This window comes from Paenibacillus sp. FSL K6-1217, from assembly GCF_045040735.1.
In the GTDB taxonomy this organism is placed as follows: domain Bacteria; phylum Bacillota; class Bacilli; order Paenibacillales; family Paenibacillaceae; genus Paenibacillus_AQ.
The window spans coordinates 4,786,680-4,809,681 of record NZ_CP150271.1 but is presented as its reverse complement, the minus strand read 5'-3'; the positions used below and the strand labels follow the sequence as shown (position 1 = coordinate 4,809,681).

19 protein-coding genes and 1 riboswitch are annotated in these 23,002 nt (G+C 54.3%); of the genes, 12 read left to right on the top strand and 7 right to left on the bottom strand.

Translation table 11 applies throughout. The features are described from left to right. Positions 1-8 precede the first annotated feature (8 nt). The 6 genes from MHH28_RS21140 (at position 9) to MHH28_RS21115 (ending at position 4,992) form a co-directional block, all read left to right on the top strand. Positions 9-290 carry a hypothetical protein gene (locus tag MHH28_RS21140; RefSeq protein WP_405105246.1) on the top strand — a complete coding sequence of 94 codons (282 nt, stop codon included), beginning with the start codon at positions 9-11 and terminating at the stop codon, positions 288-290. Between the two features lie 160 nt (positions 291-450). Further along, positions 451-1,299, top strand: a complete 849-nt coding sequence (locus MHH28_RS21135) for an EcsC family protein (protein ID WP_405105244.1) — start codon at positions 451-453, stop codon at positions 1,297-1,299. Between the two features lie 46 nt (positions 1,300-1,345). Beyond that, entirely contained in the window at positions 1,346-2,533 is a 1,188-nt protein-coding gene (locus MHH28_RS21130; protein ID WP_405105242.1) for a nitric oxide synthase oxygenase, read from the top strand. 82 nt (positions 2,534-2,615) lie between these two features. Beyond that, positions 2,616-2,972 (top strand): nucleotide excision repair endonuclease, encoded by a 357-nt coding sequence (locus MHH28_RS21125; protein ID WP_405105240.1) that lies wholly within the window; start codon positions 2,616-2,618, stop codon positions 2,970-2,972. 610 nt (positions 2,973-3,582) lie between these two features. Then, positions 3,583-4,671, top strand: coding sequence for a 23S rRNA (adenine(2503)-C(2))-methyltransferase RlmN (rlmN, locus tag MHH28_RS21120; protein ID WP_405105238.1), 1,089 nt, complete (start codon positions 3,583-3,585; stop codon positions 4,669-4,671). 33 nt (positions 4,672-4,704) lie between these two features. Then, positions 4,705-4,992, top strand: a complete 288-nt coding sequence (locus MHH28_RS21115) for a DUF6509 family protein (protein WP_405105236.1) — start codon at positions 4,705-4,707, stop codon at positions 4,990-4,992. Between the two features lie 101 nt (positions 4,993-5,093). Here the strand turns inward: MHH28_RS21115 and MHH28_RS21110 are convergent, their stop codons facing one another. The 3 genes from MHH28_RS21110 to MHH28_RS21100 form a co-directional block, all read right to left on the bottom strand. After that, on the bottom strand, positions 5,094-5,846 hold the full coding sequence (locus MHH28_RS21110) for an esterase family protein (RefSeq protein ID WP_405105234.1): 753 nt from the start codon (positions 5,844-5,846) through the stop codon (positions 5,094-5,096). A gap of 13 nt (positions 5,847-5,859) precedes the next feature. Further along, positions 5,860-7,029 (bottom strand): acetyl-CoA carboxylase biotin carboxylase subunit family protein, encoded by a 1,170-nt coding sequence (locus MHH28_RS21105; RefSeq protein WP_405105232.1) that lies wholly within the window; start codon positions 7,027-7,029, stop codon positions 5,860-5,862. Between the two features lie 96 nt (positions 7,030-7,125). Beyond that, on the bottom strand, positions 7,126-7,557 hold the full coding sequence (locus MHH28_RS21100; RefSeq protein WP_405105230.1) for a MarR family winged helix-turn-helix transcriptional regulator: 432 nt from the start codon (positions 7,555-7,557) through the stop codon (positions 7,126-7,128). A 220-nt stretch (positions 7,558-7,777) separates the two neighbouring features. Here MHH28_RS21100 and MHH28_RS21095 point away from each other — a divergent pair, with 220 nt between their 5' ends. The 3 genes from MHH28_RS21095 to MHH28_RS21085 all read left to right on the top strand — a co-directional run bounded on the left by MHH28_RS21095 (position 7,778) and on the right by MHH28_RS21085 (position 10,998). Then, entirely contained in the window at positions 7,778-9,244 is a 1,467-nt protein-coding gene (locus MHH28_RS21095) for an MDR family MFS transporter (RefSeq protein WP_405105228.1), read from the top strand. Positions 9,245-9,404: 160 nt separating this feature from the next. Continuing rightward, positions 9,405-9,887 carry a transcription elongation factor GreA gene (gene greA / locus MHH28_RS21090; RefSeq protein ID WP_405105226.1) on the top strand — a complete coding sequence of 161 codons (483 nt, stop codon included), beginning with the start codon at positions 9,405-9,407 and terminating at the stop codon, positions 9,885-9,887. 184 nt (positions 9,888-10,071) lie between these two features. Beyond that, complete coding sequence (locus MHH28_RS21085; protein WP_405105224.1) at positions 10,072-10,998, top strand: AEC family transporter; 927 nt, start codon at positions 10,072-10,074, stop codon at positions 10,996-10,998. Between the two features lie 7 nt (positions 10,999-11,005). Here MHH28_RS21085 and MHH28_RS21080 read toward each other — a convergent pair whose 3' ends face one another. From MHH28_RS21080 to MHH28_RS21065, 4 genes are all read right to left on the bottom strand, one after another. Further along, on the bottom strand, positions 11,006-11,392 hold the full coding sequence (locus MHH28_RS21080; protein ID WP_405105222.1) for a VOC family protein: 387 nt from the start codon (positions 11,390-11,392) through the stop codon (positions 11,006-11,008). An 80-nt stretch (positions 11,393-11,472) separates the two neighbouring features. Next, entirely contained in the window at positions 11,473-12,333 is an 861-nt protein-coding gene (locus MHH28_RS21075; protein ID WP_405105220.1) for a helix-turn-helix domain-containing protein, read from the bottom strand. Between the two features lie 139 nt (positions 12,334-12,472). Beyond that, positions 12,473-13,648, bottom strand: a complete 1,176-nt coding sequence (locus MHH28_RS21070; RefSeq protein WP_405105218.1) for an ATP-binding protein — start codon at positions 13,646-13,648, stop codon at positions 12,473-12,475. Positions 13,649-13,656: 8 nt separating this feature from the next. Continuing rightward, positions 13,657-17,175, bottom strand: a complete 3,519-nt coding sequence (locus MHH28_RS21065) for a response regulator (protein WP_405105216.1) — start codon at positions 17,173-17,175, stop codon at positions 13,657-13,659. A 398-nt stretch (positions 17,176-17,573) separates the two neighbouring features. Continuing rightward, positions 17,574-17,677: riboswitch (purine riboswitch) on the top strand. A 183-nt stretch (positions 17,678-17,860) separates the two neighbouring features. On the opposite strand from MHH28_RS21065, the gene MHH28_RS21060 reads away from it, so the two are divergent. From MHH28_RS21060 to MHH28_RS21050, 3 genes are all read left to right on the top strand, one after another. After that, positions 17,861-18,466 (top strand): xanthine phosphoribosyltransferase, encoded by a 606-nt coding sequence (locus MHH28_RS21060; RefSeq protein WP_405105214.1) that lies wholly within the window; start codon positions 17,861-17,863, stop codon positions 18,464-18,466. After that, the gene (locus MHH28_RS21055) at positions 18,460-19,758 is read left to right on the top strand and encodes a nucleobase:cation symporter-2 family protein (protein ID WP_405105212.1); all 1,299 of its coding nucleotides are present in this window, start codon (positions 18,460-18,462) and stop codon (positions 19,756-19,758) included. Before MHH28_RS21060 ends, MHH28_RS21055 begins: the two co-directional genes overlap by 7 nt. A 136-nt stretch (positions 19,759-19,894) precedes the next feature. Next, positions 19,895-22,966: an ATP-binding protein gene (locus MHH28_RS21050; RefSeq protein WP_405105210.1), complete on the top strand. Its 3,072-nt coding sequence runs from the start codon at positions 19,895-19,897 to the stop codon at positions 22,964-22,966. Positions 22,967-23,002 lie beyond the last annotated feature (36 nt).

Below are 23,002 nucleotides of genomic sequence, written 5' to 3'. Positions count from 1 at the left end.
AGGATCTTATGAAGCATTACGAGTCCAGTCTGCGCACCAACAGTACGGTGGATCAGGCGCATGATGCGGTGACGAAGCTGCACAACGCTGTAACCCAGGCTTCGAGTCATCCGACCGGGCAGATGATAGATCAGGCAGAGAACAGTCTGGAGCACGCAGAAGAAGCCGTGCGCCATGCCCCGGAAGGTTCAGTCGGCAGACAAGGGGTCGAGCTGGTCCAAGAGAGACTGGAGGAAGAGAAGCGCAGGTTGTCTTCGCTGGATGAGCAGGCAGGCGAATCCCAAGATTAAAGCCTGAACAAGGCTAGGTGAACCGGCATTTTCGGAGTTGATCCGGGAATGCCTGTTTGCTGTTGATGGGATCCGGGCCCGGATATGGGGCCTCTGCAATCATTTGTTATGAAATAGGTTATAAGGTAATGACGAGACTATTCAGGGGAGGGGTACACCTATGCCAGAAGCGGACAACACCGGTTCAGGAAGTCCTCCGGAGACACCGGAGATGCTGTATGCTGCGCTTAAGGAGATTACCAAGTGGGAGAAAGAACAGAATAGGCTGATGATCTGGGACCGGATTACCCGGTTGCCGTTCAAGCTGCTTGATGCCATCACGCCAAAGGTTATCCACGAGAAGGTAGGCCGGCTGCTTGATGAACTGGGCGGCTACATCCAGAATGGAGGCAACTATCTGGTGGCCGGGCGCAAGGTGGGCAAGCTGATGAATGAGACAAGCCGGGCGGCAGGCGCCCCGGAAGACGGGCCGTTCCCGCTGGCTGTGATGGATGCAGTGGCACTGAAGCTCGCGGAGCGTAGCCGGAATACGGCTACAGCTCAGGGGGCGACCACCGGCTTCGGCGGGATTTTCACACTGGCTGCCGATATTCCGGCTGTCCTGGGCCTCTCCTTGAAGGCGATTCAGGAGATCGGCCTCTGTTATGGTTACGATCCTACCGATAAGGCGGAGCGGATATTTACCGTGAAGGTGATGCAGTTCGCCTCCTCCGATGTGGTGGGCAAGCGCACGCTACTGAAGGAGCTGAATCTGCAGGCAGGCGGGGACGGCAACATTCTTGCCGCAACTAAGGAGACCGTCTCCAGGATTCAAGGCTGGAAGGAGGTAGTGACCGTATACCGCGACAATTGGGGCTGGAAAAAGCTGCTCCAGACGGTTCCGGTCGCAGGGATGTTCTTCGGCGCTTATCTTAACCGGAAGACGCTGGAGGAGGTCACGGAGGCTGCGCGGATGCTCTACCGCAAACGACGGATTATCTCCAGACTGGCAGAGCTGGAGCAGAGATGATACGCTGAGGGTACTATAGCAGGTATGCACGGATAGGAGAGAGAAGATGAACCACACAGCTCTACAGCCTGACACCCGGGAAGTCATCCGGCAGGCGGAGTCCTTCATCACGGCTTGTTATCGGGAGCTGGAGATAACAGAGGATGAGCGGGACCGGCGTCTGGCGGATATCCGCGAAGAGATGCAGCGTACAGGTACATACAAGCACTCGGGAGAAGAGCTGGCGCACGGGGCGAGGATGGCTTGGCGACATAACAGCCGCTGCATCGGAAGACTGTTCTGGCATTCCCTTGATGTGATTGACGCCCGCGGAGCAGAGACGGCAGAGGAGGTGGCGGCGGCGCTGCTGCATCATATGAAGCAAGCGAATAACGGCGGCCGGATCCGGCCGGTCATTACCGTCTTCCGCAGTGATGAGGAGCAAGGCCGTGCCCTCCGAATCTGGAATCATCAGTTGATCCGCTATGCCGGTTACCCTGGGAACGGGGAGCATCCGCGTACGGGTGATCCGGCTTCGGACGAATTCACCGCTGTCTGTCTGAAGCTGGGCTGGCAGGGCACCGGCGGGGATTTCGATCTTTTGCCGCTCGTAATCAGCATCGGTGCGGAAGAACCCCGCTGCTTCCCTATTCCTCCGGGACTTGTGCAGGAGGTTCCGCTCAGCCACCCGGAGATCCCGCAATTCACGGAGCTGGGGCTGCGCTGGTATTCTGTTCCGATTGTCTCGGACATGTGCCTGGAGATCGGCGGCATCCGTTACCCGGCAGCGCCATTCAACGGCTGGTACATGGAGACGGAGATCGGCTCGCGGAATTTCGGGGATACGGATCGCTACAACCGCCTGCCTGCGGTAGCTGACCTGCTTGGCCTGGACCGGTCCACCAATACCTCGCTGTGGAAAGACCGGGCGCTCTTGGAGCTGAACCGCGCAGTGCTCTATTCCTTCAAGCAGGCGGGGGTTAGTATTGTGGATCATCATACAGCGGCTGATCAGTTCATCCGCTTCCAGGAACAGGAGAAGCAGCAGGGACGGGAAGTGTCAGGCAAGTGGGGCTGGCTGATCCCGCCGATGTCTCCTTCCTCCACACCGATCTGGAATGATAACAAGCTGCGTGATTTGCAGCTAAGTCCGCGCTTCGTCTACCGGAAGCAGCAAGCGGAGCTTGGGCAGCGTGCGGCTGCGGAGGCGGAGGCGGAGGGATGTCCTTTTCATCAGTCTATGAAGAGTGATTGATCAATAACCCAAGATAGAAATAGTCACACTATCCATTCTGTGATACTATTTATTTCTATATCCAATGAGGAAGTGAAGCTTAATGATCAGCATTACGATTCCGTCACCGGAAGTTATTATTTACAAGCAAGCGAACCCTGAGCTGAGCCATATTTACGGATTCACCGATTTCCATCTGATTACCCGCGAAGCAGGCGGTATCTTCATGTTCTACAATGATCAGGACGAGCTGCTGTTTGTCGGCAAGGCCCGCAAGCTGAGACCGCGGATCAAGAAGCATTTCGAGGACAATGTATCCGTGATGAAGCCCCACCGCGATGAGGTAACCCGCATCGAAGTCTGCATCGTCGAAGATCCGGTGGACAGAGAGATCTATGAGACATACATTGTGAACAAGCTTCGTGCGAAATACAATGTCGAGAAGGTTCTGTATAAATAAGCTTTTGGCTGAAAAGGCGTGGTCCCTGCGGACTGCGCTTTTTATTTTCCGGGCTCCAAGCGCCCGATTCCCTATTGAAATAGCTTATTTAGGATTGATTTATCCTTACTCTTGGTAACAGTCGATCTAAAATGAAACCAACAAGATACCAGAAAGCTAACGTTGTGAGATATACTGCTGCTATAGGAATGTCTGATTTTCGTACAAAATGAGCTGATTCGTATATCCAGACCAACGGACTAATTAGGGCCAACAGGATGTTATAGTCGTCATTTCCTGAAATGTTTACAACAATAACAACAAATGAAATTACAACTAACCAAAATCGGAATGACTTCATTAAACGAATTAGATTCATTGTTCATACCTCCAATGTATAACTGAGGGAGAAAACCATTTTATAAACCACTATCCATTATTATACCAATTTTTAACTCATTTTGTATAACGCTAATTACCTGATATCTGTAACTGTTTTGCATTATCTGCTGAGCGTTTCCTCTTGTTTTAATAAACGAAATTTGAGACAATAAGGTATTGTTGCTGCTAATGTCCCTGTCCAGGTAAAATAGATAAGTTGAACTTTAATGTTTTGAAAAGAGGATATGAAATGAATAAAGAATCCATTTATGGATTGACTTTGGAGCAATTGACGGCATGGCTGCTGGAGCATGGGCACAAGAAATCCCGGGCCACCGCTGTCTGGGAATGGCTGTACCGCAAGCGGATTACCAGCTTCGCCGAGATGGACGGAATGAATCAGGAATGCACAGCGCTGCTGGAAGAGCATTATGTGTTCCAGACGATGGAAGAGCATGTGAAGCAGGAATCGGCGGACGGTACCGTCAAGTTCCTCTTCCGTCTTCAGGACGGTAACCTGATTGAGACGGTGCTGATGCGGCAGAAATACGGCTTGTCTGTATGTGTCACTACTCAGGTCGGCTGTAATATCGGATGCAGCTTCTGTGCGAGCGGACTGCTGGCGAAGAGCCGGGATCTGACCAGCGGCGAGATCGTGGAGCAGATTATGAAGGTCCAGCTTTATCTGGATCAGGCAGGACTGGGACAGAAGGTCAGCCATGTCGTGGTCATGGGCATCGGCGAGCCGTTCGATAACTTCCGGCATCTGCTGAACTTCCTGATTACCATCAAGGATCATAAGGGTCTGGCGATTGCCGGCAAAGGAATCACCGTATCCACCAGCGGCCTGGCGGACAAAATCCGGGAATTCGCCGACGCCAATATGCAGGTCAATCTGGCGATCTCGCTGCATGCCCCGAACAATGAGCTGCGGACACAGATCATGAAGATTAACCGGGCCATTCCAATAGAGAAGCTAATGCCCGCGATTGATTACTATCTGGACAAGACGAACCGGAGAATCACGCTGGAGTATATCCTGCTGAAGGATATCAATGACCGCGAGGAGCATGCGCTGGAGCTGGCCGAGTTAATCGGAGACCGCCGCCAGCTGGCGAACGTCAACCTGATTCCGTATAATCCCGTGGATGAGCACAGCCAATATCAGCGGAGCAGCAGGGAGTCGGTGCGTGCCTTCTTCGATACGCTTAAGAAGCAGGGTGTCAGTGTCAGCACCAGGCTGGAGCAGGGTGTCGATATCGATGCGGCCTGCGGACAGCTGCGCAGCAAGCAGATCAAGAAGACCAAAGGCAAAGCAGTTGATACTGTGTTACAATAATCTGGCAGTGAATTGAGAAATGAGGAATGCAACTTGTTGACATTTACAAGCTACACCGTGGAGAACGTAAGAGATCCTTTTGGTATCCTAAGCGGCAAGCGATATGAGTTCGTCGTTAATATTGATGTGCCGGAGGATGATGAGCTGTACGTGGAGAACGGCGTGTCCGCCCGCGTGATTGTCAAAGTGGAAGAGGAGCAGGCAAGCATTGTCAGCTACGATCTGCTGGAGACCTCCTCAGGCCAACTGCTCGATTTCGATATGGAAGAAGATGAGGAAGCCGCGTTGCTTCAGTTCTGTTCGGAGCATGTGCCTGCATAGGACAAGGCGTCAATGGTTACAGAGAAAGGAACTGCTCATTTCAGCAGTTCCTTTTTTTTATGCAAATGTACAGCGGGATTCGACTGCCGGCACCAGCTTCACTAGCCCAGGCAGCCTTCCACATAATAATGAATCTGCTTGTTCCACCAAGGCCAGTCATGGCTGACATCATGGCCCCAGTAGTCGATCCGTGCCGGAATGCCCTTGTGACCAAGCACTTCCTGAAGCAGCCGGGTCTCATGGAGCATCTCGTCCTCGTACGCCCCTTGACCGACACAGACGATGATGTTGCTGCTGCGGTACTGGTTCAGATAATGCTCATCGGTCAGCCCCGGCAGGTAATGCAGCGGTGAATTGAGGTAGATGTTCCCGCTCATATAGTCGCCGAAGAAATAATAGGTGGAATAGACGCCGCTCAGGGCGATCAAGGTATCGAAATAGTGCGGATAACGGAAAAAGAAGCTGGCGCTGTAATAAGCGCCCATCGAGCAGCCGGAGATCAGAATGCGCTGGTCGGTCCCGCCGTTGCTGTGCTTGCTCTCACGGAGAATGCCGGGAATCAGCTCATGCGCGATATATTTGTCATACTGCTCATGGCGGTGTATCCGGTCCTCGTTGTTCCAGTGAGTGGAGAAGAAGGTCTCTTCATCCAGACTGTCGCAGGCCCAGATCTGCAGCTTGCCCGCTTCAATGAAGGAGGAGAGCGTGTCAATCATACCCGAATCCTCATATTGATAAAAACGTCCAAGCGAGGTGGGGAAGACGAGCATCGGTTTGCCGGCGTGGCCGTATATTTTATATTCCATGTCTCTGCCCAGGTTGTGGCTGTACTCCTTATGGTAGCTTATCCTCATCCGTTAACACATCCTATCCCTCTTCTTGTTGAATATAGCCTCTAATGTCTCTGACCTCCGAAAGCTCGGGTGAACGGAACTGATAAGCGCTGTTGCCCATCGCTCTGCTGAAGACCTCTTCAATCTCGTCATAATTGACAATCTTCCCGCCGAATTCACGGTAGATGTCCTCATGGCTGTGAGCGTAATGCTTATGATTCTTGCGGCTGGCATAGCCGGTATAATATTTGCCTTCGTATGGACCGCCGACCTCATTGTGCACAACCATGCTGGCCCATTCCTTATAGACATTGACATCATAGGCGAAGTTAATGGCATCGGTCATCCAGGCGCCGGGCGGGCGCATATTCACTTCCAGGGCAATGATCCGGCCATCCTTGTGCGATTTGAACAGCTCGATATGGAAGAACCGTTCCCGGATGTCAAAAGCCTGCAAAATGCTCCTCCCCGCCTCCTCGACCTCCGGGCTGATCTCCCGCAGACAGAAGTAGTAGAGGTGATTGTCCGTATTGACGACATCCATCACGCTGTTCTCGAACAGGTGGCTGACCGCAAAGCGCACGTTGCCGTCCCGATCCACCAGCCCGTCATAGGTGAGGATAACCCCGTCTATGAATTCCTCAATAATGAAGGCTACATCCTCCGGCTTGGTGTCAAAAAAGTGCTGGAGCTCCGCTTCATCGTTGATCTTATAAGTCATGCTGGCCCCGGAGCCGAGATCGGGCTTGACCACCAGCGGGAACCCGGCGCTCTGGATGAAGCTCTCGACGCTCTCGCGCGTAGTACCGGTGGAGAACTGGACGGTGCTTACACCGCTTTTGCGGAAGAATTCCTTCATCTTGGACTTCTGCTTCAGGTTATGGACGAAATCCGACTTGGTGCCGTAGATGTTAAAGTCCGTGCGGATGGCGGCATCCTGCTCCAGCCAGTATTCGTTCAGCGATTCGAAGCGGTCGATCTTGCCGTACTTATGGGTGAAATAGCCGACAGCCCGCAGAATCTCCTCATAGCTCTCCAGCTGGCTTACCTTATAGTACTCGGTCAGTGCCGATGTCAGCTTGTCCTCCAGCTGGTCGTAGTCCGCATCGCCAATCCCAAGCACCGTGGCCCCCTGCTCCCGCAGGTGCGTACAGAACTCAGCGCTGTTCTTGGGGAAATGCGGAGAAAAGAAAATAAAGTTCATGCAGACCGGCCCCTTTGGCTCAAATATAATTCCGAGTTAATTTGTATGATTAATTCAATCTACCAGCTTCGTCCACATCCGTCAATCCTCTGCCTTCTATTTCTGCTGCAGGGTGCCATTGAGCCGGGCAAGCAGCCCGCTGAAGGTCTCGCAGTCCTCTGCGGACCAGTCTTCGAAGATCTGCCCGTAGCGTGCCAGCCGGAGATTCCGGGCTTCAGCGAAGGTCTGTGCACCAAGCGCAGTAAGCTGAAAATAGCTGGAGCGCCCATCCTGCGGATCAGGCACCCGCTCCACATAGTTCTTCGCCTCCAGGACGCTTGTCTGTCTGCTGATGGTAGAGGTGTCAAGGCCGAAATGCTCGGCAAGCGCCTTAACGCCTACCTTGTCGTGCATCGACAGATGGTGGAGGAGGGTATACGAGGAGCGGTCCAGCCCGCCATGCTTCTTATCCAGCGAGCCGTGCCGAATCAGCGTGATCAGCTCCTGGTTAAGAGCTTCGAGGTGCTTGTCCTTCTGTTCATCAGCCATAGTTGGGTTCCGTCCTTTACTGGGTACTTGTGAGCGTTTAAGAGAATGTTCATTTCATATGTCCCTAGTATAAGGGATAATGTTCGCCATATGCGAAAGCTGAAATAAATCACATGTCACATTGACTTTCAAACAGATAGTTGTATAATACACATACATCTAATTGATTGTATCATACACCTATATTGGGGTGAACCGCAAAATAGAGGAGAGAGCGCCCTTGAGCAGTCCGGCGGCAAAACATTCATCATTCTGGCCGATTATTCTGGCCATTTTTTTCGGCAATTTCATGGCCATTCTTAGTACGACTACCATTAATGTAGCATTCCCGGTCTTTCTGAAGGACTTCCACGCCGGGATCGGCACCGTACAGTGGATGATCACCGGTTATCTGCTGGCTACCGGCGTTATTGCTCCGGTTGTGGGGTATTTCGGGGACAAATGGAGCTACAAGATGCTGTACGTATTTGCCCTGTCGGGCTTTACCTTGTTCTCGGCACTGTGTACAGTGGCCTGGAATATTCACTCGCTGATTACCTTCCGCATTATCCAGGGGATATTCGGCGGTCTGATCATCCCTACCACCATGACGATGATCTACCAGTTTATCGAAAAGGAAAAGCAGGCCTTCGCTATGAGCCTCTGGAGCCTGTCCTCCATGCTGGCGCCTGCCTTCGGGCCGACACTCGGCGGCTGGCTGACCGGATACTTCGGCTGGAAGTCGCTGTTCGTGATCAATCTGCCGATTGGTCTGATCGCGATTGCCGTGGCGCTGAAATGTCTGCCGCTTCAGCGGCAGGCTGCAAGCGGCAGAAGCTTCGATCTGCCGGGCTTCGTCACGGTCATTCTGAGCAGCGCCTTCATTATTCTGGCCTTCAATAAAGGGAATGCCTGGGGCTGGACCTCCTGGAGCACCCTGACCCTGCTGCTGGCTGGGACGGCGGCCTTAACGTATTTCATCCGCAGAGAGCTGTCGCTCCAGGAGCCGCTGCTGAATCTGAAGGTATTCCGCCAGAGCCGGTTCACCTACAGCCTGATCATCAACTGTATCATTACCGTGGCTTTGTACTCGGGGACCTTCCTGATTCCGGTCTTCCTGCAGGATATCCAGCATTCCACCCCGCTGAAGACGGCGCTGGTGCTGTTGCCGGGTTCCATCGTAATGGCTGTGCTGTCCCCGGTGGTCGGCAAGCTGTATTCCCGGATTGGCCCGTTCTGGCTGATCCTGGGGGGCATTCTGCTGCTGAGCGCCTCAACCTGGGAGCTTGCCCACATCACGCTGGCTGTGACCCATACCCGTGTGGCGGTGCTTATGGCGGTACGTAATGTCGGCATTGCGCTGGCCTTCATGCCGGTGACCAATGCCGGGATGTCGGCGGTGCCAAGGGCCATTACCGGCCACGCCTCCTCCGTGACCAACTGGGTCCGCCAGGCTACCGGGGCCTTGTCCATCGCCGTATTCAGCTCGCTGCTCGCCTCCAGATCGCTGGCCCATCAGCAGGAGCTTGCGGATGGAGCGGCCCGGGCGGGCGGTCCTCTGCTGAAGGCGCAGGGGATGACGATGGGCGTGCAGGATATTTTCCTGATCGCTACGGCAGTGGGGCTGCTGGCGATTCCGCTGACCTTCCTCCTGAGAGGCGGCAGCGGCAAGCCTGCGGCTGCTCCGGCGCCGCAGGCGGAGGCTTGAAGCGCACAGATGAGCGGCTTAAGCGGCAGCCGCCGCTCCAGACCGGTACGGATCAGGAGCGGAATTCTCCATTATTGTGTTTTATAGCGCTTTCTCTTCGCATGTTGGGCGATTATGAGTTAGAATACTATAAAGCGAGCAAATAATAGGAGTTGTATACATGTCCAACAATGACGAAGTGTTTTTGACCAAGGAAGGTCTGGCCAAGCTGGAGGATGAGCTGCGGGAATTGAAGGGAGCAGGGCGCAAGGAGCTTGCAGCCCGGCTTAAGCTGGCGATCAGCTACGGGGATCTGAAGGAGAACAGCGAATATCACTCCGCCAAGGAGGATCAATCCTTCATGGAGACCCGCATTATGATTCTGGAGAAGATGCTGATCAAGGCGCAGATTGTGGATGCCAGCAATATGGACCTGAGTACAGTCAGCGTAGGCTGCATCGTTATTCTGAATGATGTGGAGTACTCGGAGAAGATTGAATATAGAGTAGTCGGACCGGCGGAGGCCGATGTGCTGGACAACAAGATCTCCTACGAGAGCCCGCTCGGCAAAGAGCTGATCGGCAAAAAGGTAGGCGACATCATCAGCGTCAATGCCCCGATGGGGATTATCAAATACGAGCTGCTTGAGATCAAAATGCTGTAAATTCAATTGAAGGCTAAGATCCCGCCCACCTTGATCTAAGGGTGCGGGATTTTTGTGTGGAATGGAAGGTGGCCGCTGGCTGCCATAGGCAATTGCTATCAAGGATATTGATTCCTTGTCTTAGACGCTCCCTGCTAAGGAGGGTTATAGTAGAAATAACTACTACATAGAGGAGTCCTGGCTTGTGATTCAGACTGTACTCACGACACTTGTTGAGGTCATCGTACCGCTGTCCATTCCGGTGGCCGCCGGAGCGCTGCTTGGACGGTATAAGCAGCTTGATACGAAGCCTTTGCTGACGTTGTACCTGTATTTTCTCAGTCCGGCTATTATTCTCGACACGCTGGCTACGGCAGATATCTCCTTCGATGATGTCTATAAGACACTCTCGTTCTCACTGCTGAATTTGTTCCTTCTATGGGGCGTGGCGACGTTGATCGGCAAAATGCTCAAGCTGGCTCCGCCGGAAGCCGCCGGTCTTACGCTCATCTCCACCTTCACGAACAGCGTCAATTACGGTCTGCCGCTGGTGCTGCTGGCCTTCGGCCAGCTGGGCCTGGACAAGGCATCGGTCTATGTCATCGCCCAGATGGTGATCGTGAATACGATCGGCGTGTATTTTGCCGCCCGGTCACAGTTCTCCGTGCGCAGCGCGTTGAAGTCGGTCTTCTCACTGCCGGCAATCTACGCCGCCATTCTGGCGCTGCTGCTGCGGGCGCTGGGCCTGCATATGCCGCATGAGCTGGCCTCAGGTGTAGCGATGGCCGCCGGGGCCTACTCGCCGGTCGTGCTCGCCATCCTTGGTGCCCAGATGGTGAAGGTCCAGGCCGCACATACGGAGCGCAATGTGCAGCTTGCCTTCTGGACGGGGCTGACCGTCCGGCTGCTGCTGGCTCCGCTGCTGGCCGCGCTGGTGTTGCTTGCCCTGAATATCACGGGCACGCTGTTCTCGGTGCTGCTGATCCTGGCTTCCATGCCGGTGGCGGTTAATTCCGTGGTCCTGGCGGAACGCTTCGGCAGCTCGCCTGCGCTCGTCTCGCGCTGCATCGTCTGGACGACCCTGGCCTCCTTCCTGGTCCTGCCGGTGCTGATTGCGGCGGTAGGGGGATAATCTCAAATTATTGCGACACAGGTACTTCACTCATTAGAGCATGAACATTCTGGTCGGGGTCCTGGAAGAACGTCATCCAGGTTGCGGTCTGACCCATCTCCGCGACTTTATGCGGCTGGTCCAGGAAATGTACATTCCGGTGGATTAAGGTTTCGTACGATGCGTGAATATTGTCAACTTGGAAATAGAACACAGAGCTGGGATGATCGAACTGCGCATCTTCAGCAATACTCAACACGATCTGAAGCCCGTTACATTCCAAGAAGGTCATGTTGCGGATCTGAAATAACAGCTTGAGGCCTAGAGTGTCTTGATAGAATCGGGTAGCAGCCTCCATGTCATGTACGCGAATCGATATTTGCCCAATGCCTTTAATTTGAAATTCTGAATTCATGTAATATCGCTCCTCTGTGTATGTTGTATGTTCCACGCAGTAAATGTAACATGTGCGGATGAAGCGTTACTTTTCCAAAATCACTTTTTTCTAAACATCAGGGGCGATAATCCCGTTCTTTGTTTAAACACTTTATTGAAGGAAGAGACGTTGTCGAAGCCAACACTTAGGCTAATCTCGGTTACACTGCATTCTGTGTGAGCAAGGAGACGCTGGGCTTCAAGTATCCTTTTTTCGATGAGGAACTGGTGAGGTGTCCTGTTGAAAAAGTGCCGGAAGTTGCGGATCAGATGGTTTTTAGAAAGACAAGCGACTCTTGAGACTTCCTCAAGGGTCACGTTTTGGTTGTAATACGCATGTAAATATTCGTAGGCCAGTGTCAACCGCCGAAAGAGTTCTTCCCTGGTCGCCGGCCTCATACCTGGCAGTGTATTAATTTCCTGAGACATCTTCTGATGCACGTGAAGCAGTGCTTGAATTAGATTTTGATACTGTTCATCGACCCAGAGATGCTCACTGCCGAGTACAGATAAGGAATGCTTGAAGTTCTCAAGAAGTGGAGTTATCAAATGACTATGCCGGTAGGACTTGGTGTGAAATTGCAACGGGTGCGTTGTTACGGAAAATGGATCGTCCAAGGACTTCTCTACTCCTAAATGAACAGCTCTATGGACCTCCTCTGCAAATCCGGTCTTGAAAAATACACAAAAAGAGTCGACTTCCGTTTCGGACTCAATGGCTATAGCGTACTGCTCCCCTTCATTTAACAGGAGGTAGCCCTCTCGCTCCACAGCATAATGACCGAATTTTGTTTTGTAATAGGCCCGGCCATTCCGAAATGTCTTTAAGGATAGGGGGCCGGTGCCTTCCCAATGATGAGTTGTACTTCGCGCCTGCAGCACGAAGTTCTGCTGGAACAAAGGGAATCTAGAGGTTCCCATCTATAGAGTTCATCTCCTTCCAGAGTTGATCCATTCCATTCTACAATAGTCCACAGCAATAACACAGAAGCTCCCTCTTCATTATCTGAAGGGGGAGCTTCTTATATGCAGTGAGACGCTTCATGCTGAAGCAATGGGGTCAGTCCGGCTGTCCCTCAGCGGCCTGGATGGTGAAGATGAAGGTTGCCCCACCCACTACACCCGGCTTGGCATAGATCGTCCCGCCCATGAGGTCGACCAGCATTTTGCAGATGGACAGCCCGAGTCCGGTTCCCCCGAACTTGCGGTTGATGGTGGCCCCGATCTGGGTGAACGGCTGGAACAGATATTTCATCTTGTCCGCCGGAATGCCTATGCCGGTATCCTCAATAATGAACTCCAGCTCCAGCAGCTTGTCCATCACCTGCCGGCGGCGGACATTCACCTTGACGCCGCCGGCATGCGTGAACTTGATGGCATTGCCGATCAGGTTATTGAGTACCTGCCGCAGACGGTTGGGATCACCGATCAGCAGGGCAGGAATATCGGGGGCAATGGAGGTCTCCAGGGTCAAGTTGCGTTCTCTGGCCAGTGCCCGGAACAAATCCACGGTCTCCTTGAGGCAGGAGTGAAGATTGAAGAGCTCGTAATCCAGCTCCATTTTGCCGGACTCAATTTTGGTGAAATCCAGGATATGCGTAATGACGGAGACGAGCGCATGGCCGCTGGTATGAATGATCTCAGCCATCTCCTGGTCGTCTGGGGACAGATCGGAGGAGCGCAGGACATCGGACATGGCAATAATCCCGTTCAGCGGGGTGCGGATCTCATGGCTCATCATGGCGAGGAAGCCGCTCTTGATCCGCAGCGCCACCTCGGCGGTCTCCTTCAGCTCGGTCAGAATGCTGTTGGCCGTCTCCAGCTCCAGTGTCTTAAGCTGCAGCTCCTTGCGGGTCTGGTAGAGACGGACGAAGCCGTCAATCTTGCTTGTTAGCACAGTCGGATGAAACGGTTTGGTCAGGTAGTCAATCGCCCCGGCCGAATAGGCCATCATATAGTTCTCCAGCTCGGATGTCAGCGAGGTTAAGAATATGATGGGGATATCGCGCGACTTCTGGCGCATCTTAATCCGTTTCGCCGTTTCGAACCCGTTCATGTCAGGCATGAGCACATCCATAATAATCAGGGCAAATTCCTGCTCCAGCAGACATTTTAGAGCATCCATGCCCGAGGGGGCGTGAATCAGCCGGTAGGGCGAATCGGCCAGCAAGGCCTGAATGGACAGGAACTCGTCTGCCCGGTCATCTACAACTAAAATATTGATCGGATACTCCATGCTGCCTCCTATTGAATCAACCATAATTTCAGCACTCTCACCAGCTGTGTAGTATTAATTGGTTTGGATATATAATCATTCGCCCCTGCTTCGAGACATTTGACCCGGTCTTCCTCCAGGGCGCGGGCGGTCAGCGCGATAATGACGATCTGGTCATACGCCGGGCTCTGCCGGATATGCTCCATCGTCTCGTAACCATCCATCTCCGGCATCATGATATCCATGAATACAAGCTCAATATCAGGGTGGGTCTCCAGATGCTCCAGCGCTTCTCTACCATTCTGGGCAAAGCTGATCTCCATATTATAACCTTCCAGTACGCTCGATAACGCAAAGATATTACGCATATCATCGTCCACAAGCAGAATGCTTTTGCCGGCAAAAGCGGACTCCGGATTATGCAGATTCTCGATCAGGCGCTGCTTGTCCAGAGGCAGGTCTGCATGCTTGCGGTGGAGGTACAGGGCAGTATCGTCATAGAGCCGTTCCATAGACCTCACGTTCTTGATCACAATGCTCTCGGCGTAGTGCTTCAGGCGCTGCTCGTCTGTCTTGCTGAGATCCTTGCCTGTATAGATGATGACCGGCAGCGTCTGCAGCTTGCGGTTGGTCTTGACCTGCTCCAGCAGGTCGAAGCCGGAGATATCCGAGAGGCCCAGGTCCAGCACCATGCAGTCAAAATGATGGCTGGCCAGATGCTCCATCGCTTCTCTGCCGGTGCCGACCGCAATAATGTTCACATCGGGATGGGCGATGAATTCGACAAGGCTGCTGCGCAGAGCCTTGTTGTCCTCGACAATCAGCAGGCTCTTGACCGGACGGCGGATATACGTCTCGATCTGGAGGAAGGCGGCCTCCAGCTCCGCATAATCATTCGGCTTCTTCCAGAAGGACAGGGCGCCCATCGACAGGCTCTGCTGGTTCTCTTCAGCGGTCGAAATGACATGCACGGGGATATGGCGCAGCTCCGGCCGGCTCTTCAGGCGGCTGATAATGGACCAGCCGTCCAGAACGGGAAGATGCAGATCCAGCAGGATGGCATCCGGCTTGTAGGCATGGGCCAGAGCAAGACCCTGGTCCCCCTGGAAGGCAACGATGGCCTTGAAGCCCCGGCTGCGCGCCAGCTCCAGCAGCCGGGCGGCGAATTCGGCATCTTCTTCAATGATCAGCAGGATAATATCGCTGCTCAGCAGATTGCCGCGGTCATCATCCATTTCCGCATATTGCAGCAGCTTCGGATTAGAGATGGATATATCGGGCACGAAGGATTCGCGGAAGGCGGGGTTCTCCCGTCGTATAGGCCCGGAAGCCGGGATCTCCGGAGAGGCTGCTGCAAAGGCTGCGGCAGCAAGGGTCTGGGCATCCTCCCCCGCTTCCACAGCAGGAATGATCAGGGAGAAGGTACTGCCTTTGCCCTCTACAGAATCTACCTCAATCCGTCCGCCCAGCAGGGTGGCCAGCTCGCGGCAGATCGTGAGGCCGAGTCCGGTTCCGCCGTATTTGCGGCTGGTGGTGCCGTCCGCCTGCTGGAACGCCTCGAAGATGCTCTCCAGCTTGGAGGCGGCAATGCCGATACCGGTATCGCTGACGGCGAAGATCACCTCTTCGCCGCCGGTGCGGATGGACAGGGAGACGGAGCCTTGCTCCGGGGTGAATTTGATGGCGTTGGACAACAGGTTATTCAAGACCTGCTGCAGCCTGTGGCCGTCCGTCATCAGATAATCAGGCAGCCGGTTGTCTGAATGGACATCGAACCGGAGGTTCTTGTTCTTGGCCTGCTGCTCAAAATGGCGGTAGACATGATTGCTGAGATCCTGCGGAGAGACCGGCTCAATCACCGCGGTCATTTTGCCGACCTCCAGCTTCGCCAGATCTAGAATCTCGTCGATCAGCTGCAGGAGATCCTTGCCTGCCGAGAAAATCGTATGCACGTATTCCAGCTGCTTCGCCCCAAGATTGCCGTCCTTGTTCTCGGCAAGAATCTGGGAGAGGATCAGCAGGCTGTTCAGCGGAGTGCGCAGCTCATGGGAGACATTGGCCAGGAACTCCGACTTGTACTGCGCAGCCATGAAGATCTCCTGGGCCTGCGCCTGGATCTCTTCCTTCTGCTTCTCGGTAAGCTCGACTTGAAGCAGTAACTGGTCATGGGAGGCAGCCAGCTCTTCCTTCTGGATCAGAAGCTCACCGGCCTGGGCCTGCAGCGTATCCGTCTGGGCTTGCAGCTCTTCTGTCTGAGACTGGAGTTCCTCCGTCTGGGTCAGAAGCTGCTCCTTCTGCTCCAGCAGTTCGTTCGTCTGAGCTTGCAGCTCATCGGCCTGCTCCGCAATCTCGGACTTCTGAATCTCCGAGATCTGAAGCTGCTTCTGCATATCGCGGTTTGCCGCCGATATCTCATCGGCCTGTGCCTTGATCTCCGCAGTCTGCCGGTCAGTAATCTCCATTTGCTGCTGCAATTCCAGATTTGCGGCCAGCAGCTCTTCCGTCTGCTGCCGCAGTTCCTCGGTCTGGGCTTCAATTTCGTCCTTTTGTTCCTCGGTGAGTCTCATTTGGGCCTGGAGCTGTTCATTGGAAGTCAGCAGGCTCTCGGACTGCGCCTCCAGCTCGATCTTCTGGTCCTGTAATTGGTCGGTCTGCAGCCGCAGCTCATCCGTCTGGGCCATCAGCTCTTCGGTCTGGGCTTCCAGCTCCTGAGTCTGGGCCGTCAGCTCTTCGGTCTGAGCCTCCAGCTCTTCCTTCTGGAGCTGGGTCTCGCTCAGCAGCTCTTCAATTCTGGTGACATCCGCCAGGGTATTGATCAGCACGCCCATATTCTGCCCCGTGCGTTCAATCAGCTGCAATTCCTTGGGGCCGAACGGGCTTAGGGCTGCCAGCTCCATCACTGCTACCACTTCCTGCTCGTGCATGATCGGCACGATAATAAGTGATGAGGGTGCAGCCTCCCCCAGCCCGGAGCGGACCTTGATATAATTCCCGGGAAGGTCCTGCAGAACAATCATCTGCTCATCCAGAGCGCATTGCCCGACCAGGCCGCTGCCCAGCGGGATAGGCTCCTGTTGTCCTGCGGATTCATCGAAGGCATAGCCGGCCGCGAAGTTCAGCAGACCGTCCCGCTTCAGATAGACTGCCCCGTAGCTTCCGCGGACAGCGGTAGCCAGCCTGCCGATGAACACGCGTGAGGCGGTCTTCAGCTGTACAGAGCCCTGAAGCAGCAGCGACATTTCAGACACCTGTGTATTAATCCAGGCCTGTTCCTCGGCTCTAAGCCGCAGCTCGCGCTCTTCGGCGGTTCGGTGATGAAGGTCAGCCGCCAGCCCGTAAAAGGAGGCGGCCAGCTGCCCGAACTCATCCCCGCGCACCGGCGCCGCACCAGCAGGATTAAGCGTGCCTGCGGCGATATCCCCGGAGATCTCCGCGATGCGCCCCAGACCGCGGTCTATATTACGCTGAATGCTGTAGATCAGGCCGATGCTGATCAGAATGCCGCCCGCACCCAATCCTGCTGCGAGCAGGCGGGAAGTTCCTTCCATAAAGAGAATGGATATAGTAATCATACTGCCTAACAGCAGTATAGAAGCTGACGTTGCTAACCAAACCTGTTGTTTTATCCTCATTGTTCGCCGCCTTTGTTCAGTTAGTAGTCTCTAGCTATATAATTATACTTTTTATGAAGGGTTAGCGAAATAGAATACATAGAGAAAACCTTGAAAACCCTGAAATTACATGGTTTGTTGCCGGGTTTGTACCCATATCTGCTGAGATTCGGGTCATTTGCAGCCAGGCGGCGGTGAAATCTGCAGCTTCACCGCCCGCTATATGAAGATAATATTAATTTTTCATGAAAACTATGAAACCACCGCAAGTATACTTAAAATTTTGCTTGTATGAGGCGAATAGAGCGTGTAATATATACGAAGGTTGTGAACGGCAAATCAGATATCATACAACTCATATAATCTTGGGAATATGGCCCATAAGTTTCTACCGGATAACCACTGTAATTATCCGACTATGAGTGAAATAGCGCATCTAGGGTTCCGTTTCTTGTGCTGCGGCACGGGAAGGACTGGTCCAAGCGATGCGGACACTTATATGTGTTACACCACTAAGGGACAAAAACCCAGAAGGACAGATTCACTTGAGCGAAACACTCAGGGAATCTGTCCTTTTTATTTTATCTGTCTTTTTTATTTCTAAGGAGGAAGATCCGCTGTAATGAAAGTATTGGAAGAACGCATTAGACAAGAAGGTTTAATTCTATCGGAGACTGTACTGAAAGTGGACTCATTTCTGAATCATCAGGTAGACACGGCGCTTGCGCTTGCGATCGGGAAGGAATTCGCCGCGGTCTTCGCGGACCGGAAGATCACCAAGGTGCTGACTGTGGAGGCCAGCGGAATCCAGTTTGCTATGGCGGCGGGAATTGCACTGGGTGTGCCGTTCATCTACGCCAAGAAGAAGAAGGCGGTGACGCTGTCCGAAGCGGTGTATTCGGCACCGGTCCATTCCTTCACCCGTCAGGAGGACTATCAGATCAGCATCTCGCAGAAATATCTCGGGCCGGACGACACCGTATTAATCGTTGATGATTTCCTGGCTACCGGTGCGGCACTTGTAGGGTTATGCGATATCGTAGCAGAGTCCGGGGCGCAGCTGGCCGGGGTCGGCTGTGTCATTGAGAAGAGCTTCCAGGAGGGACGCGGTCTGCTGGAGCAGCGCGGAGTTCCGGTGTATTCCCTGGCGCGGATTGCTTCCATGTCGCCGGGTGAGATTCATTTCATAGATAATGAAGGATTAATCAAGGAGCGTGCAGGATGTTAAGCAAACAGAAGGTATTGGCCCTCGGGCTTCAGCATGTATTGGCGATGTACGCCGGAGCGGTCATCGTACCGCTGGTTGTCGGGGGAGCGCTCAACTTGAACGGTACGCAGATGGCGTATCTGATTGCAGCGGATCTGTTCACCTGCGGGCTGGCGACCCTGCTGCAGATTATGGGCAGCAAGTATTTCGGAAGCGGGCTGCCGGTTGTGCTCGGCTGTACCTTCACGGCAGTCAGCCCGATTATCGCCATCGCCTCAGGCTCCAATCTGGCAACAGCCTACGGTGCGATCATTATCTCCGGGTTGTTCGTTGTACTGGCGGCCCCGGTGTACGGGAAGCTGCTCAAGTTCTTCCCGACCGTGGTTACGGGTTCGGTAGTGACTATTATCGGCCTGTCGCTGATCCCGGTTGCGATGAATAATGTGGCCGGCGGCCAGGGGAGCGCCGACTTCGGCCAGCCCCGCAATCTGCTGCTGGCGCTAATCACCCTGCTTGTCATTCTGGCTGTGAACCGGCTGACCACAGGGTTCCTGCGCTCCGTATCCGTACTGGTAGGTCTGGTAGTGGGCACTGTAATCGGCTACGCTATGGGCATCGTGCATTTCTCTACTGTGACCACAGCTTCCTGGGTCAGTGTCGCACAGCCGTTCTACTTCGGCTGGCCGCAGTTCAGCATTACCGCTATATTCACGATGATTATCGTAAATATAGTGTCTATGGTGGAATCGACAGGAGTGTACTTTGCCGTTGGCAAGGCGACCGACCAGCAGGTGGAGAAGAAGCAGATCGTGAACGGCCTGCGCTCCGAGGGACTGGCCATTATGCTGGGCGGCCTGTTCAATGCCTTCCCGTACACCGCATTCTCCCAGAATGTCGGCTTGCTGTCGCTGACGCGGGTGAAGACGCGGAATGTTATTTTTGCAGCGGGGGGAATTATGATCGTCCTCGGGCTGCTGCCGAAGCTCGCGGCACTGACTACGGTCGTGCCGAATGCGGTGCTGGGCGGGGCGATGATTGTCATGTTCGGCTCGGTCGCCGCTTCCGGCATGTCGATTCTGTCCGATGTGGATCTGCGCAAGGACGGCAATCTGCTGATCGCCGCCTGCAGCATTGCGGTGGGCCTCGGCTCTGCGGTGCTTCCATCCATGTTCGACCAACTGCCGGAATTCGCCAGAATGCTGCTGCAGAACGGCATTGTATCCGGGTCGCTGACAGCGATCATTCTCAATATCTTCTTATCCAAGACCCAGGAGAGTGCGGCTGCCGTAGCCGCTGCCCCGGAAACGAAGTAAAATATTCCATTGACCCAAATCTAATGAGATGCACAGCCGATTCCGAAATAAATGGAACTCGGCTTTTTTTTGCTCAGATGAACGGAGCCTGTTGTATAATTTATACAATGACAACGAGAAGGGAATGGCAGAGGATATGAGAAAGTATTGGCTGAGTATTCTCGGCAGTCTGGTGCTGGTGTTGAGTGTTCCGCTGCTCTCCGTGTTCCATACCCTGCAGATCAAGGGAGAAAGGCCGCAGGCGGTCCAAGGCGTGATTGACCTTCGCACCTGGGATGCCAGTACCGACGGGGTGATGAAGCTGGATGGAGAATGGGAGCTGTACCGCGATGTGCTGCTGTCGCCCGGGGATTTCCATCCGGAGAACGGGGACGGGCAGGCCCCCTCCGTCTCTACGATGATTCAGGTTCCGGGGAAATGGAACCATGAACTCTCGCAGCAGGGGGAGCCTAGAGCCAAAGGGTACGCCACCTACCGTCTTAAGGCCAGGATTGCCGAAGGGGAAGCGGTGGTCTATGGCCTGCGCACCAGCAACATCCGCAGCGCCGGCAAGGTATATCTGAACGGGCAGGAGATTGGCAGCAGCGGGATTCCGGCGGATTCGCCCTCCGGGGGCAGACAGAATAACGTGCCCTTCATGGGGTTCGCCCCGGTCACCGGGGATACCATGGAGATTATTGCCCAGGTGGCTAACTACAGCTACTCCTCAGGAGGAATCGTTCAGCCGATTGTGATCGGGGATCAGACCTCTATTTTGAAGCATAGGGAATTTGCCCTGTTTGTAGACGGGGCTGCCCTGATCGGATTCTTTGTTCTATCCCTCTTCCTGCTGATGTTCTCCAAGGTAAGGGAAAGCCGGGGCGTCACGTTATATCTGGGCTTGTTCTGCATGGCGGCATTTGTCTATATTTCTACCCATGGCGAGAAGCTCATCCTGGCGGCGCTGCCCGGACTTCCTTACGAGATTATACTCAAGCTGCAGCTCGCCTCTTCCACACTGGTCTATTATTATCTGCTGCGCTATGTTGCCAATTCAGTCAATTATCCTATGTCTGTCGGGGTCATTAAGGCTTCCAGGCTGGTTACGGTGTTCCTGCTGCTGATTGCGGTCTTCGTCCCCGCCTATCTGTTCAGCTATCTGGAGGTTCTGCTGCTGACCTGGGGCTCGGTAAGCTTGGGATTCGTGCTCTACTCCATGGTCCAGGGGACCCGGCGCAATCCGAAGAATATGCTCCTGATGGTGGTCAGCATCGAGAGTCTGAGCGTGGTTATCATTTATTATCTGGTCAGCTTCATGGGCATGTCCCTCAGCTATTTCATTATCTCCTATGAGATTCTCCTGTTCGGGTTCGTACAGGCGATCCTGATGACCCGCCAATATGCGGCCTCCTTCCGGGAGGTGGACCAGCTCTCAAGACGTCTGTTGTCACTCGACGGCTTGAAGGATGAATTCATCTCGGATACCTCGCAGGAGCTGCGCAAGCCGCTGCAGGGGATTGTCAATCTGGCCAAGGTGCTGGCGCAGGGTACAGCCGGCTCCATAAGCGCTGCCCAGCAGGATCAGCTGCTCACCATTGTCTCCACCGGCAAGCGGCTTACTGCTTTGATCCATGATATGTCGGACTTTGCGAAGCTGAATCACGGCTCGCTCTTTCTGCGCCGGCAGGCCGTCGATCTCCGCGCTTCAGCCTCTTCCATCATGGAGGTCACCCGTCAGGTCTACGGCAACAGCCAGCTGGAATTCCGCCTGAGTCTGCCGGAGCAGCTTCCGCTGCTGGAGACGGACGAGCAGCGGCTCGCCCAGATTCTGCATAATTTATTGGCAAATGCAGTGAATTATACCCCTAAAGGCGTGATAACGCTGTCTGCTGAGGTTAAAGAAGAGTATGTTACCGTGATCATATCCGATACCGGCAACGGGATCGCGCCTGAGCGTCTGCGCTCCATCTTCGATGCCTATGATCCAAGCGGTCCTGCCGCGAACAAGGTCTACCGGGAGAACGGGCTTGGACTGAGCATTACCCAGAGGCTGGTGGAGCTGACGGGCGGAGAGATTGAGGTGCATTCAGAGCTGGGACACGGCTCGGTCTTCAGCTTCACCCAGCCTGTCCTGAAGCGGAGCCATGCACTGCTGGAGGAAGACCTCGGGGAGCGCAACGGATGGGAGACCTCACCTGCGTTCCCGCCTTCTGCAGAAGAATCTGTACCGCCGCCGTCTGGGGACTGCTGCTCTATTCTGGTAGTGGATAATGATCCCGTTAACCTTCGCGTGCTGGTGGGTGTCCTTCAGCTGGAGAACCATTCGGTCATTACCGCCAGCAGCGGGGCGGAAGCGATCCAGATCATCCAGGAGCATCCTGAGCTTGATCTGGTAATTGCTGACTGGGTAATGCCGGAGGTTCCCGGACTTCTGCTGTGCAAGGCCATCCGTGAACGGTTCACCTTGTCCGAGCTTCCCATCCTGGTGCTCATGGCGAGCAGCCGCCCTGATGATATCCTCGCCGCCTTCGAGGCCGGAGCGAATGATTATCTAAGCAAGCCGGTGGAGGTGCGCGAATTCAAGGCGCGGATGCAGACGCTGCTGGATATGCGCAAGTCGATCCGGGTCTCCGTCCAGTCGGAGATTGCCTTCCTGCAGGCGCAGATCAAGCCGCATTTCTTATATAATGCGCTGAATGCCATTATCTCGGTCTGTCCGGTGGACCCGGACAAGGCCACAGAGCTGCTGCTGGACCTCAGCCAATATCTGCGGAGCAGCTTCGACTTCCAGAACCGGGGACAGACAGTGTCGATGGAGAAGGAGCTGGGACTGGTCAAATCCTATCTTGCGCTCGAGCAGGCGCGGTTCGATGAACGGCTGAGCATCGAGTTCGATGTACCGGAGGATGTGATGGCGATGGTCCCGCCGCTTAGCATTCAACCGATTGTGGAGAATGCCGTTAATCATGGCCTGATGCAGAAGGAGGCCGGAGGGACGGTGCGGCTGAGCGTCGAGCTGCTGCCCGGCTGCCTGAAGGTAGCGGTCACGGATGACGGTGTAGGAATGTCGCCGGAGAGGATTGCGGAGGTCCTCTCGGAGGAGCGGACAGAGGGGGGCATCGGACTGCGTAATATTCAGGACCGTCTGCTCAAGATGTACGGAACGGGCCTGAATATAGACAGTGTACCGGGAAGGGGAACAGCCATTTCGTATACCATCCCCACCTAAAGACACCTGAGAATGACGAAGAGGAGGTGAGTCTTC